The following is a 13,020-nucleotide window of genomic DNA, read 5'->3' on the forward strand; positions in this document are numbered from 1 at the left end:
GTGGCACAAAGAAGAATGTTTAGTAAAAAAATAGTTGAAACAGATTTCTTTATGGAAATGTCACCAACAGCAAAATTACTCTATTTTTACCTAAATATGAGTGCTGATGATGATGGTTTCGTTGGTAATCCTAAAACAATTAAATTGATTAGCGGAGCTACTGATGATGACTTAAAAATACTTATTGTCAAGCAGTTTATCATTCCATTTGAGAGTGGAGTTGTCGTAATCAAAGATTGGAAGATTCATAATTACATCAGAAATGATAGATATAACGAAACGCAGTATTTAGAGGAAAAAAAGCAGCTTGTGATAGCAGAAAACGGAACTTATTCAAAAGTTGGTATACCAGACGTCATACCAACGGTATCCACAGGTAAGGATAGGTTAGGTAAGGATAGGTTAGGTAAGAGTAATAATACTATGTCAGATAAATCTGACGATGTTATTCCTTATTCTGAAATTTTAGATTATCTAAATAAAAAAACAAGTCGTAGCTTTAGGAATGTTGAGGCAAATAAAAAGCTTATCAGAACAAGATGGAATGAAGGCTATAAGTTGAATGACTTCAAAGCGGTAATTGACAATATGGTGATCAATTGGTCTGGTAAGAACTTTAATGGAGTCCCTGCTGAAAATTATTTGCAGCCAAAAACGCTATTCTCTAATAAGTTTGACAGCTATCTTAATCAGACGCAGATCAAAAGCGGAAATAATAAAACTGTCAAAGCTGCTCCAGAGTGGTCAGAAGCCAAAACGCTCAAGGATCGAAAGTATATGACAGATGAGGAAGTGGAGGCATTGCTTAATGGCTTGGAAAATACCTGAGAGCGCTTTTGATAAAGAACTTTCGAAGCATTACATGAGTTTCGTTCCAGGGGTCACTTATCAGCAGTTTGTCAGATATGTCAAGTGGGCTCACGAAAAAGAAATTGTGATGAACCCGGTAACTTTTATCGCATCGGTTAAGAAAATCGATAACGAGGCAGCAACCGAAATAATGATTTATGGAGAAGCGAGTGAAATTTGAAATAGCAATGAATCCGATGGCAAGCCCAAGGCCTAGATTTAGTAGTAGAGGCGGATTTACAAAAGCTTATATGCCCAAGGAATACATGGCTTGGAAAGCTCAGCTCTTATTCAAGTGGAAATTACTGAAATTGAAACAGGAAGTTTCAGGAAGGCCACTATTTGTTAAATTGGGATTTTATCTTGAGCCACCGATAGCGCTAGTAAAAGTAAAAAAGAATCAAGCAGCGCTTGAAGCAGAAAGAATTCCAGTAGTTAAAAAGCCGGACATTGATAATTTGCAGAAATCTGTACTTGATGCGCTAAACAAGCACGCATGGCCAGACGACAACCAAATCAGTGATATTTACGCAAAGAAGCGTTACAGCTTGCGACCACGGATTGAAATTGAAGTTGAAGAAGTAGAGTGGCTTTAATTCATGAAAATTACGGTTACATTGAGCGCTTAAACTGTTTCATGGATAATTTATCACGAACAAGCTAAAGGCGCTTAGAAGCTAAAATATGAGGGATAGCACCGACAGCCCTATTATTTTTGGAGAAATAGAATGAAATATAAATTTAAAGGGTATCACTGGGTTACTCAACAAGGCTGCCTAGTGTTTTCAGAACCTAAACGAATTTCAGTTTATACACAAGACAGTTTCGATTCACTAGAAGAAGCTAAAGCAGAGTGGATAAAAGACCCATGGATCGAAGATGGAGATATCTGTATTTTAGCAACCGAAATTACAAAGGGGGATTGGGACAGATGACAGTACAAGATTTACTAAAAACGATTGAAGACCCAGCAGTAATTACTTTTGTGGATAAAGAAAATAATGAGCTTATTATTTTCGAGCATGGAAATAGTACTGATATTTTCAACGCTGGGTTCTTATGGAGAAAAATAATTACTCTAACCGCTAAAAGGAACAACGAATTTGAAGCTATTTTAGAGGATGTAAAAAATGAAACTGAAAACTGAGATCAGGCATATTCCAGACACGGACTGGCTAGCTATCACAGTGCAATCAACTGACCATTATCAAAACTACATCGGCCGAGCACCAAAAGCTTTGATAAAAGGACCAGTGCTTAATTATGACGTACTTGGAGCCTCAGCACCAATTCAAGTTAACGGCTATACTGTTCACAGATTTCTAGTTAGTTGGAGATATAAGGAAACCGCAAAAAAATAAAAATTGATTGAAACGAGGTTGAATATGGCAGCATTTGACACGCTAACGCTTCTGGCGCTTTATGAGAATGTAAAGCAGGGTTATTTATCAGGTCGGAGAAACTCTGTCTGGATTGACGTTCCAGGCGATACAAAAGGCGTTAGGAACTCGAAGCAGCAGCAGGTACAAATTTACCGAGATATTTGTTCGCTTTACAATCAGGGCAGGCCCATGAGTTACCCACATCTTTTTAAATTACTGGAGCGGAAATTGAAAGAAACGATTATCGTTTTGGATTGAGAGGACGGAGAATGAGCGACGCCACCACCAACCGAACAGCGCAAAGATTACGGGCATATTGTTCCCATAGCTTTAGCAGCAATCAGCAACAACTTAGACGAAAACGTTGAGATCGAGGAAATTTATATACGCTTACGATACGACGGCGCAGCATTAAGTTATGACTTTAAAAATCAGCAAAAAGAAAGATAGAAAATGAAAAAAACAATCACACTCTTAACAGTGGCAGCGATCGCAGCCGCAAGCGGAACAAGCGCAGGAGCGGACACGATCAATGGCGTGCAAGTCACAAGCAATGACGGTCACACGATTACGCTTGCTGACGGCTCAATCGCACGCATTGACGGCAATCACGTATATATGGACGGCATAGGCGAGGTTATTCTTGCGCCTGACATTGTACCTCCAGCCGTGCCAAGTCAGCAAGCGCCACAGCGACAATCGACACCACAAGCGCCAGTTCAAGGAGTGCCGACACCGAAACAGGAAACACCGCAACCAATTTATCAAACGCCACAAGTGCCTGAAACACCACAAGAGCCAACTAAAACACCTAACCAACCTTTACAACAGGTAGAAAACGTGCCAGTTAAAACTTATCCACAGGATAATACACCTCTACCAACTCAAACAGCCGAAACTTTCCCGGTTACTGTTATTGAAGACCGTCCGAACAAGTCTAACATTACGCAAGGAGCAACTGAAACAACTCAAAAACCTGAAACTTTCCCAACCACAACAATTAAAGACACTGAAAAAGTTGAACCAATTAAAGTTCCAACCGAAACAGCACCAATTAAAACGGTAAGCGAGCCAACAAAGGACGCAAAACCAGTCGAACAAATTGAAACAATTGTTAGTATTGCCCCGCAAACCCCACAAAAGCAAGCTGATAGCATTAAAACAACGAGCCAACCTATCACACCAAAGCCAACTCAAACGCTAACACAGACCCCACGATTAGCCACAGCAATACTACCAACAACTGGTACAGATGATAGCTTATCAAACATCGCAACTATTGTAGGAGTGGTTATCATGCTCCTTGCAAGCGTTGGGGCTTTCATCGCACGAAAAGAAAACAAACACACAAAGGAGTTTAAATAATATGAAATTGGATAAGTACGCTATAGAAACAAAGCTCCAATGACTTCTTTCAAGAATAATATTATAAGGTTCCATAAATTACTAAAAATACTGGAGGGGATAGATGACAATTACTGAGCAGCAATTCTATGACATGCTCAATGTTGATGAACATATGAATTTCACAAATCAAATTCAAGAGCTTGTTTTTGATAAAAAAGGACGTGAAGAATTTTACTCTAAAATCTTAAATATCCACCATGACATGAGTGTTGATTTTTTCAGAGATTATTTTATGACTCACTCAGCTGTTTCGGCAAAAGGACAGCATTATACACCAGATGCACTTGGTAAGCTCACAGCGTTGCTTGTAGGTGGTTCTGGAGGTGCTGATTTAACTGGAGCTGGAACAGGAACTCTAATCATTCAAAAATGGCAAGATGACCGAATGAATACTGACTTTTTTAACTATTTGCCGAGTAACTATTGGTACCAGGCATTAGAATTATCAGATGAAGCTATTTCATTCTTGATTCATGCTTTTGCAATTCGAGGAATGAATGGTGTAATCATTCATGGTGATGCATTGGAAATGGCCGTGAAGCAAGTTTATTTCATTCAAAACAGTGCTAATAATCCGATTGGTTTCTCAGAGATAAATGTTATCCCTCACAGCAAAGATGCAATGGAATTTTTAGGGATTCATGAATGGACGGAACAGGCAATTGAACATATTGAAAGTAAATTTCCTGACTGGATTCCACTCATAGAAGAAAAGAAAGGACAGATGAGTTTATTTGACGAGGCTTGAATGACCGACAAACTAATATCGCTGGTCAATGACTGGTGGGGATGATGAAAGGAGGTACTGCAATGGCAACAACTTCGAATAGAATTAAAGAACTACGGAAAAAAAGGGGGATAACCCTTGTAGAACTTGCAGAAAAAATAGGAATAAAAAAATCTACCATATCAAGCTATGAAACAAGAGGAATTAATCCTAATGCAGAAAAAGCTCAAATTCTTGCAGATTTTTTCGATGTAGATGTAAAATATCTACTTGGCTATACTGATATGCCAGTTCGATACGAGGGCGCTCAAGATTTTGACTTAGATTGGATTATTAAAACTTATATTCAAGCAAATGAATCAGAGAAAGAATTTATAAAAAGTGCTATTAAATTAGTTGGCGATAGACTTAACTTGGAGGGATTGAATGAAACAATATTGGGTAATTGAAAATCATTTGGACGGAGGAATCTATCTGATGCCAGAAGATACTCCAGGAGAAGAATTAGAAGAAGCCGAAGATACTTGTGATATTTGTGGAGACAATGATTTAATTATTGGTCAGTTTTCAAACTGGCAACAACTGAAAAAACGGATGACTGATGATGAAAATTATTGTCCATATTCTGATGAATATTTGCAATCAGTATTTGAGGAGGACAACCAATGAAACTAATGTGTAAGCTGTTCGGGCATGATTTAAGATTCAATTGTCTGTATAATATTCACCCATATTGCAGGAGATGTGGGCTGCAAGTAAGATGGCTTGATATTTGGCTTGATAAACACATGGATTGAGGTGGAGAAAAATGAAGAAGATAAGTAGTGCAATTGGTTATATCATCGCCTGGATATTAATTATTCTGGTCTGTCTGCTTTTATTTTCAGCATTACTGTTATTACTAAAAATGTTGTGGTTTGGATATTAGGAGAATAAAATGACATTAATTGATGAAATTAAATCATCTCAAAAAGAATCGCATGAAAAATGGTTTGAGAGATGGTACAAAAAAGCAAATTTAGAAAATAATATCAGGATTTCAGCCGAAAAAGGATATACAGGTTTTAGAATTCAAGTAAGTGATCAGTGTGATAGTTATTTAAGGTTGAGACTAGGGAATAAAGAAACAACTTCTCTTTTAAAAGAAAAGCTCGGTGATGGTTTTGCCATAGCATTTAGAGAAATCCATGGAGAGAATTTTTTAGGAATTAAGACTTATAAATCATTCATTCAAATTTTATGGTAAACAAAAAAAGCCCGCTGGGAACGGGCTTCGGCAAGATTGCATCTAATCTTATTATACCACAGGAGGCTTTTGAATTGGCGGATAGATTAGATATGTTATTAAGTGATTACATGACAGGTATGCTTCAAGTTAAAATCAATTCGAGAGAACGCTGGATCACTCGTGAAAAACATGAGGAAAGAATCGGAAGCGGTGGGAGTAGTTCAAACACCGCACCACAAGAGCGCAACTATTTGATTAAGGAGGCTGATAAGGAACTTGGCAGACTTAATGATCAGAAGCAAACACTCGATGAGTTGATGGAAGTGATACACGGAACAAAAGTAAAAGAAATTATAATCGCTCGTTTTAAATATCGTTTGTCGTGGTCAAAAGTTGGACAAAGGATATTCTTAGATGAAGATGCTGCAAGAAAACAATATGCATCATTTAAAAAAACACTGAGAGATGGATTATGGAGAAGTACTTTGGGCTGATTTTACTTTCCGTTTTTAACCCGTTTTTTGCCCGTTTATATCCGAATTTAAGTGCGATAATGGTAGCATGAAGTTATCAACGAAAGCGCAAAATTACAATTTATTCGGTTGGACATACTTCGTTGTTGTGGCTGCATGGTCAAGGGGTTAAGACACTGCACTTTTAATGCAGAGGCGTGAGTTCGAATCTCACTCAGTCACATAATGGGTTGATAATAATATTCCCATGGTTTGAATCCATAAAAACAGCTTGGTAACTTGCGACTGTACAGTGATTGTCGTTACATTCACAACGGGGTTATTTAAAACATAGCAGGCTTGGAGTTATTTATCACTAACGTATAAATAACAAGTGGCGAGTTTATACTTAATGCTAGTAGCAAGCACGGTACGGGAACGTAGGCGCTCAGGGTTCGATTCCCTGACTTGCTATTATTATTTTATTACAGGTTGCCCAATGGGCAGCCTTTTATTGTTGGAGAAAGGAGCGAGTAGTAGTACTAGTAGCGGTTCTGTTGCGAAGTTTCCAAGTTTTCTAGATTTATTATAAAATGGAAGGGAAAAGAGAGCGAGGGGTTCCAAATGAATCATTTTAAGGGCAAACAATTCCAAAAAGATGTGATTATTGTCGCAGTAGGTTACTACCTCCGTTACAATCTGAGCTATCGTGAAGTTCAGGAATTGCTTTATGACCGTGGAATAAATGTTTGTCACACTACGATTTATCGTTGGGTTCAAGAATACAGTAAAGTGCTCTATCATCTCTGGAAAAAGAAAAATAGACAGTCCTTCTATTCGTGGAAAATGGATGAAACCTATATTAAAATCAAAGGTCGTTGGCATTATCTCTATCGAGCAATTGATGCGGACGGTTTAACCTTAGATATCTGGTTACGAAAGAAACGAGACACGCAGGCGGCGTATGCTTTCTTAAAAAGGCTCCATAAACAGTTTGGACAACCTAGAGTCATCGTAACTGATAAAGCACCCTCTATTGGCTCTGCATTTAGAAAGTTACAGAGAAATGGGTTATACACCAAAACAGAGCATCGAACCGTGAAATATCTCAATAACTTAATTGAGCAAGATCATAGACCAGTCAAACGTCGCAATAAATTTTATCGAAGTCTCCGGACTGCCTCAACCACGATTAAGGGCATGGAGACCATTCGAGGAATATACAAAAAGAACCGAAGAAATGGAACGCTCTTCGGCTTTTCGGTCTCTACTGAAATAAAAATTTTAATGGGAATAACAGCTTAAGAGGAACACGGGGCAGAAACGTTATTTTAAAATTTCAAACTTTGCAACAGAACCGGAAAATGTTATAATGAAACTGAATTTGTTATCGTTATCATTTTTGATAAGAAACTAAAATTCATATTTAAAAATAGAAAAGAGAACAACCATGAAACTTATCGCGATTGTTGGTACAAACTCCCAAAAATCAACGAATCGACAGTTGTTACAATATATGCAAAAACATTTTGCCAATCAAGCTGAGATTGAAGTGGTTGAAATCAAAGACTTGCCCATGTTCAACAAGCCCGAAAGCAAAATTCTCCCTGAAAATGTTCTTGCTCTTGCCCAAAAAATTGACGAAGCAGATGGTGTCATTATCGGTGCGCCTGAATATGACCACGCGATTCCCGCCGTCTTGATGAACGCACTCGCTTGGCTATCTTACGGCATTTTTCCCCTACTCAACAAACCCGTCATGATTACAGGGGCATCTTATGGAACGCTCGGCTCGTCCCGCGCCCAAGCACAATTGCGTATCATCTTAAACTCGCCAGAGCTCAAAGCTTCCGTGATGCCAGGCTCAGAATTTTTGCTCGCTCACTCATTGCAAGCTTTTGACGGCGAAGGCAATTTAATTGATTTGGAAACCGTTGAAAAGCTAGAAGCCCTCTTTACCGATTTTCGACTTTACGTCAAAATGACGGCCAAACTTACAAGCGCCCAAAAATTACTGCACAAAGAAGCAGAAAATTTTGACTGGGAAAATTTATAAGGAACTTTCGGAAAGAAAACTGAGAAAAAACGCCCCAAAACTTACAAGCGTTTTGTACACCTTTAGTAAACTTCCCGTATTTTTAAGGAGAACATGATGAAATTTGTTGGTATTGTTGGCTCAAATGCTGAGCAATCTTATAACCGGATGTTGTTACAATTCATCCAATCCCATTTTAAACAAAAATTCGAACTGGAACTTTTGGAAATTACAGAGATTCCAATGTTCAACCAAGATGTTGATGCGTCAGATAATTTCAATTTACGCTTTGTCTACAATAAAGTCTCGCGTGCTGATGGCGTCATTATTGCTACGCCAGAGCATAATCACACGATTCCAGTCGCCCTGAAAAGCTTGCTAGAATGGCTTTCTTTCGATCTTCATCCCTTTGAAGGCAAGCCAGTGATGATTGTTGGTGCCTCTTATTATGATCAAGGATCGTCTCGTGCCCAACTGCAATTGCGCCAAATCTTGGACGCGCCAGGAGTTAATGCTTACGTTCTGCCTGGCAATGAATTTTTACTTGGCAAAGCCAAAGAAGCTTTTGACGCAGCTGGAAATATCACAAATGCAGGCACAGTGAAATTTTTAGAGCTCTGCTTGGATAATTTTGTGAAATATGTTGGCGTTGTTTCAACATTGAAAAAACCAAAACCATTAGAACCAGAAGACTTGTATGTCACAAAACCGATTGCGACCACAATTGAAGGAATTGATCCAGATGACCCAGACTGGGTAGAAAAAGCAGCCGCTGTGACCAATGCCGTTTCTGGTAATACTTATGTCAAACTTGACCACGGAATTTTAACCGTTGATCAGATTGATATGTTCCTCAAATCAATGCCCTTTGAACTGACTTATGCAGATGACAATAATCAGTTTTTGTATTACAATAATGCCCATCAAGACCCAAATAGTATGCTGGCCAAACGGGTTCCCGAACAATCAGGCAATCGTCTGGGCACCGTTCATTCGTCATTGCCTCCTCAAAGGATGAAAAATGTGGAATGGGTTATTGCTAGCCTGCGTAGTGGTAACGAAGAATACGTGAGAACGATGATTCCTGGAGATCACACTAAGCTTATCAATACCCACAACTACCAAGCCATGTACTATCCAAACGGCAATTACGGCGGAATCAATGAAATTGTATTCAATTTTAAACCTTGGCTGGACTGGTATTTGCAACAAACAGGCCAACGCTTAGTTAGCGCAAACTCTTCCGCCGTGCCAACAGATGCGGCGACAGGCGCAAGTACAAACAGTTCAGCACCAGAAGCCGACGCTTCAACAGGCGCCTCGGCATCACACCATTCAGCGCCAGTATCTGACACAACAGCCGATGCAGATACAGGTGCTTCTAGTCACTAATTTAAAAAAAGAACATAAAATAATGTCTCAATTCAGGCATTATTTTTTAGTTAAAATCGACACAAAGCGGTTGACAGGATGAAAATTTATGCTATAATAAAAGTGTAGATAAATTGATATATACCAATTTAAGAATGGAGTAGCAGATAAAATGAAAGTTATCGTCGTAAAAAACCAACTTGAAGGCGCAAAAATCGGATTCGATTTGCTTAAAGAAGCCATGGAAAATGGCACAAAAACACTTGGCTTGGCAACAGGTTCAACACCAGTTGAATTTTACAATCAAATCGTTAACTCAGATCTTGATTTTACAGACATGACCTCAGTAAACTTGGACGAATACGTAGGACTTGACGGATCAAACGACCAATCTTACCGTTATTTCATGAACAAACATTTGTTTGAAGAAAAACCATTTAAAGAAAACTTCTTGCCAAATGGTAAAGCGGCAGATCTTGAAGCTGAAGCAAAACATTACGACCAAATCATCGCTGAAAACCCAATCGATTGGCAAATCCTCGGTATCGGTCAAAATGGACACATCGGTTTCAACGAACCAGGAACACCAGCCGAAATCACAACTCACGTCGTTGATCTTCAAGAAAGCACAATCAAAGCAAACGCACGTTTCTTCGAAACAGAAGCAGACGTACCACGTAAAGCGATTTCAATGGGCTTGGCATCAATTATGCAATCTAAAAACATCGTCTTGATGGCTTACGGCAAAGAAAAAGCTGACGCAATCAAAGGTATGGTAGAAGGTGAAGTAACAGTTGACCTTCCAGCATCAATTCTTCAAAAACATGACAATGTGATTGTTATCGCTGACGAAGCTGCAGCATCACTTTTGACAAAATAAATAAAAAAAGTCCACTTTGGGACTTTTTTACCCTTCAAAAAATACGTCAGCAATTTCTCTAGCCAAATGTACGCAGAGAAATTACTGACGTAAATGTCTGGAGCAAAATTTTTCAAAAAAACCACTGACCTAAGTCAGTGGTTATTTTTTATAAAGCCGATGATTTTCAAAAATCTCCGCCACAGAAAAAGCAGTTTCGTCAGCAAAAGAAGTATTGTGATTCAAGTCCAAATGTTCATCAAACATTTGCTCATACTCCGTAATTGACAAGCGTTTACGAGCATCTAGTAAGTTCAGGTGTTCAGTCTTACGTAAGTGTTTTTCATAGCCCTCAACCAACTCTCCTGAGAAAAATTCAGCGACCGTACCCGAACCATAACTAAACAAGCCCAGTCGATCACCAGCCACAAGCTGCTCAGAATTTTCCAAAAGTGAAATCAAACTCAAGTAGAGAGAACCCGTATAAAGATTACCCACACGGCGATTATAAGTAATCCCCTTTTCAAATTGCTCCATCAACTCAGCCGCATTGTCAGGCTGATGTGCCTCAAGCATAGGCAACAAGGCTTTTTTCCCCATTTTAGTATAAGGGGTATGGAAAGCAAGCGCCGCAAAATCCTCAAAAGCAAGGCCAGTCCGACGAGTATATTCTTGCCAAACCTGAGCAAAAGCATTGATATAAGTCTCATTTGAAAATTGCCCATCCACCGAAGGATAAGCTTGACCAAAAGGACGCCAGAAATCATAAATATCTTGGCTCAACGCCACACTATCATTATTCAAAGCCAAGATTCGTGGATTTGCCGTCACGAGCATAGCCACACTTCCAGCACCTTGAGTAGGTTCTCCGCCTGTGTTTAAGCCATATTTAGCAATATCAGAAGCAATCACAAGCACCTTTGCCTCAGGATTCAACGTCACATGATCTCGCGCCAAAATAAGCCCAGCAGTCGTTGCGTAGCAAGCTTCCTTCATCTCAATACTGCGAGCAAAAGGTTGAATTCCGAGCAAATCATGAACCACCACAGCCGAAGCCTTCGATTCATCCACGCTTGATTCCGTTCCGACAATGACCATGTCAATCGCCTGTTTGTCCGCCTCATCCAAAATTCCTGCCGCCGCATTCGCCGCGAAAGTAATAATATCTTGAGTTGCAGGATTGACTGCCATTTCGTCTTGCCCGATACCAATGTGAAATTTCGCAGGATCTACCCCACGAGCCAGCGCTAAGTCCGTCATATCAACAAAAGTATCAGGAACAAAAAAGGCAAGTTTATCTATACCGACTTTCATATCTTAAAAATTTTCTCATTTCCTAAAAATGAGAAACTCCTTTCAAATCTCTTTGCGAATGTATCAATTTTATCATAAAAAGTGAGGAAAACCTAATTCAGGTTCTTTTGCACAGCAAAGACAATGTAAAGAGCTTTTGACAAAAAATAAGCAAAATATGCTATAATGACTTTCGGAGGTTTACTCGTGAAAGAAATAGTAATCATTGACGCCTTGCGCACCCCAGTTGGAAGATACGACGGTGCGCTCGCTGAATATACAGCAGCAAACCTAGGCCAGCACGTTGTTTCATCCCTTCTAAAAAGACATGAACAACTCAAAACAGACATCGACCAAGTCATTTTTGGTAATGTCCTCCAAGCAGGCAACGGTCAAAACATCGCCCGTCAAATCGCCATCCAAAGCGGTTTATCAAACGAAGTTCCAGCCTCGACCATTAACGAAGTATGTGGTTCAGGCATGAAAGCCATTATTCTTGCCAAACAACTCCTGCAACTCGGAGAAGCCGAAGTCGTCATCGCCGGAGGCACAGAATCAATGTCTAACGCTCCTATTCTTAAAAACCGTAAAACGCAAGAAGAAAATCTTAGTATGCTCAATGATGGTTTAGTTGACGCCTTTTCAGGAATTTCTATGGGAATCGTTGGCGAAACAATCGCTGAACAATTTGGCGTGAGTCGCAAAGCTCAAGACGAATTTGCCCAAAACTCTCAAGAAAAAGCCGTCGCAGCCACGCAAGCAGGAGCATTCAAAGCCGAAATCGTTCCTCTTGGTAACCTTGAAGACGACGAAACACCACGTCCAAGCTCTAGCCTAGAAAAATTAGCAACCTTACGGACAGTTTTCAAAGAAAACGGGACAGTCACTGCTGGAAATTCATCACCAGTCAATGACGGCGCCTCAGCAGTCATCTTGGCAACCAAAGCCTATGCTGAACAACACCATATCCCTTATCTGGCTGAGTTGATTGATAGCACTGAAGTCGGCATCGACCCAGCAATCATGGGTGTTTCTCCCATCAAAGCTATCAAAAAACTCCTAGAGCGCACAAATCTTTCGCTCTCAGAAATTGACCTCTTTGAAATCAACGAAGCCTTTGCAGCATCAAGCCTCGCTGTTAATCAAGAACTAGAACTCCCAGCGGAAAAAGTCAATATCTACGGCGGTGCAATTGCACTCGGACACGCGATTGGTTCAAGTGGCGCAAGAATTCTTACGACTTTGAGCTACGCTCTAAAACACGAACAAAAAGCATACGGTATTGCTAGCTTGTGTATCGGTGGTGGTTTGGGACTTGCTGTTTTGCTCAAAAATCCAAACTATAAAAAATAAAAGCTAACAAAATCATCTTGTCAAAAACGGAGGATTTGCCCAGAATTTCTGGGCATTTTTGCAA

20 protein-coding genes and 1 tRNA gene are annotated in these 13,020 nt (G+C 39.7%); 20 read left to right on the forward strand and 1 reads right to left on the reverse strand.

The window, feature by feature from the left end; genetic code table 11:
* The 19 genes from EQJ87_RS00185 (at nucleotide 1) to EQJ87_RS00270 (ending at nucleotide 10,331) form a co-directional block, all read left to right on the forward strand.
* Nucleotides 1-828: a conserved phage C-terminal domain-containing protein gene (locus EQJ87_RS00185; protein WP_130122770.1), complete on the forward strand. Its 828-nt coding sequence runs from the start codon at nucleotides 1-3 to the stop codon at nucleotides 826-828.
* Nucleotides 809-1,030: a hypothetical protein gene (locus tag EQJ87_RS00190; RefSeq protein WP_130122771.1), complete on the forward strand. Its 222-nt coding sequence runs from the start codon at nucleotides 809-811 to the stop codon at nucleotides 1,028-1,030. Before EQJ87_RS00185 ends, EQJ87_RS00190 begins: the two co-directional genes overlap by 20 nt.
* Nucleotides 1,020-1,445: a RusA family crossover junction endodeoxyribonuclease gene (locus EQJ87_RS00195; protein WP_190289003.1), complete on the forward strand. Its 426-nt coding sequence runs from the start codon at nucleotides 1,020-1,022 to the stop codon at nucleotides 1,443-1,445. Before EQJ87_RS00190 ends, EQJ87_RS00195 begins: the two co-directional genes overlap by 11 nt.
* Before the next feature lie 132 nt (nucleotides 1,446-1,577).
* The gene (locus EQJ87_RS11465; protein ID WP_190289004.1) at nucleotides 1,578-1,784 is read left to right on the forward strand and encodes a hypothetical protein; all 207 of its coding nucleotides are present in this window, start codon (nucleotides 1,578-1,580) and stop codon (nucleotides 1,782-1,784) included.
* A complete protein-coding gene (locus tag EQJ87_RS00200) occupies nucleotides 1,781-1,996 on the forward strand; it encodes a DUF1125 domain-containing protein (RefSeq protein ID WP_190289005.1) in 216 nt (71 codons plus the stop codon). Before EQJ87_RS11465 ends, EQJ87_RS00200 begins: the two co-directional genes overlap by 4 nt.
* Nucleotides 1,980-2,210, forward strand: coding sequence for a hypothetical protein (locus EQJ87_RS00205; RefSeq protein ID WP_130122774.1), 231 nt, complete (start codon nucleotides 1,980-1,982; stop codon nucleotides 2,208-2,210). Before EQJ87_RS00200 ends, EQJ87_RS00205 begins: the two co-directional genes overlap by 17 nt.
* A gap of 24 nt (nucleotides 2,211-2,234) precedes the next feature.
* Entirely contained in the window at nucleotides 2,235-2,489 is a 255-nt protein-coding gene (locus EQJ87_RS00210; RefSeq protein ID WP_130122775.1) for a DUF1031 family protein, read from the forward strand.
* Nucleotides 2,490-2,684: 195 nt separating this feature from the next.
* A complete protein-coding gene (locus tag EQJ87_RS00215; protein ID WP_130122776.1) occupies nucleotides 2,685-3,596 on the forward strand; it encodes an LPXTG cell wall anchor domain-containing protein in 912 nt (303 codons plus the stop codon).
* A 103-nt stretch (nucleotides 3,597-3,699) separates the two neighbouring features.
* Nucleotides 3,700-4,386 (forward strand): hypothetical protein, encoded by a 687-nt coding sequence (locus tag EQJ87_RS00220; protein ID WP_130122777.1) that lies wholly within the window; start codon nucleotides 3,700-3,702, stop codon nucleotides 4,384-4,386.
* A gap of 62 nt (nucleotides 4,387-4,448) precedes the next feature.
* A complete protein-coding gene (locus EQJ87_RS00225; protein WP_130122778.1) occupies nucleotides 4,449-4,814 on the forward strand; it encodes a helix-turn-helix domain-containing protein in 366 nt (121 codons plus the stop codon).
* Nucleotides 4,792-5,034, forward strand: coding sequence for a hypothetical protein (locus EQJ87_RS00230; protein ID WP_130122779.1), 243 nt, complete (start codon nucleotides 4,792-4,794; stop codon nucleotides 5,032-5,034). The genes EQJ87_RS00225 and EQJ87_RS00230 overlap by 23 nt, the downstream gene beginning before the upstream one ends.
* A gap of 5 nt (nucleotides 5,035-5,039) precedes the next feature.
* Nucleotides 5,040-5,162: a DUF1660 domain-containing protein gene (locus EQJ87_RS11800; RefSeq protein ID WP_223804531.1), complete on the forward strand. Its 123-nt coding sequence runs from the start codon at nucleotides 5,040-5,042 to the stop codon at nucleotides 5,160-5,162.
* A 140-nt stretch (nucleotides 5,163-5,302) separates the two neighbouring features.
* Entirely contained in the window at nucleotides 5,303-5,611 is a 309-nt protein-coding gene (locus EQJ87_RS00240; RefSeq protein WP_130122781.1) for a hypothetical protein, read from the forward strand.
* A 74-nt stretch (nucleotides 5,612-5,685) separates the two neighbouring features.
* Nucleotides 5,686-6,087 carry a DUF722 domain-containing protein gene (locus tag EQJ87_RS00245; protein ID WP_130124537.1) on the forward strand — a complete coding sequence of 134 codons (402 nt, stop codon included), beginning with the start codon at nucleotides 5,686-5,688 and terminating at the stop codon, nucleotides 6,085-6,087.
* Between the two features lie 127 nt (nucleotides 6,088-6,214).
* Nucleotides 6,215-6,289 (forward strand) — tRNA-Lys (locus EQJ87_RS00250).
* Nucleotides 6,290-6,669: 380 nt separating this feature from the next.
* Nucleotides 6,670-7,350, forward strand: a complete 681-nt coding sequence (locus EQJ87_RS00255; protein ID WP_130122782.1) for an IS6 family transposase — start codon at nucleotides 6,670-6,672, stop codon at nucleotides 7,348-7,350.
* Between the two features lie 145 nt (nucleotides 7,351-7,495).
* Nucleotides 7,496-8,101, forward strand: coding sequence for an NADPH-dependent FMN reductase (locus EQJ87_RS00260; RefSeq protein ID WP_130122783.1), 606 nt, complete (start codon nucleotides 7,496-7,498; stop codon nucleotides 8,099-8,101).
* A gap of 96 nt (nucleotides 8,102-8,197) precedes the next feature.
* Nucleotides 8,198-9,472 carry an NAD(P)H-dependent oxidoreductase gene (locus tag EQJ87_RS00265; protein WP_130124538.1) on the forward strand — a complete coding sequence of 425 codons (1,275 nt, stop codon included), beginning with the start codon at nucleotides 8,198-8,200 and terminating at the stop codon, nucleotides 9,470-9,472.
* Nucleotides 9,473-9,623: 151 nt separating this feature from the next.
* Nucleotides 9,624-10,331: a glucosamine-6-phosphate deaminase gene (locus EQJ87_RS00270; protein WP_130122784.1), complete on the forward strand. Its 708-nt coding sequence runs from the start codon at nucleotides 9,624-9,626 to the stop codon at nucleotides 10,329-10,331.
* 141 nt (nucleotides 10,332-10,472) lie between these two features.
* On the opposite strand, the gene EQJ87_RS00275 is transcribed toward EQJ87_RS00270, so the two are convergent.
* Nucleotides 10,473-11,624, reverse strand: a complete 1,152-nt coding sequence (locus EQJ87_RS00275; RefSeq protein WP_130122785.1) for a hydroxymethylglutaryl-CoA synthase — start codon at nucleotides 11,622-11,624, stop codon at nucleotides 10,473-10,475.
* Between the two features lie 186 nt (nucleotides 11,625-11,810).
* Here EQJ87_RS00275 and EQJ87_RS00280 point away from each other — a divergent pair, with 186 nt between their 5' ends.
* Nucleotides 11,811-12,956 (forward strand): thiolase family protein, encoded by a 1,146-nt coding sequence (locus EQJ87_RS00280; RefSeq protein WP_130122786.1) that lies wholly within the window; start codon nucleotides 11,811-11,813, stop codon nucleotides 12,954-12,956.
* Nucleotides 12,957-13,020 lie beyond the last annotated feature (64 nt).

The sequence above is a fragment of the Lactococcus sp. S-13 genome (assembly GCF_004210295.1).
Lineage (GTDB): Bacteria > Bacillota > Bacilli > Lactobacillales > Streptococcaceae > Lactococcus.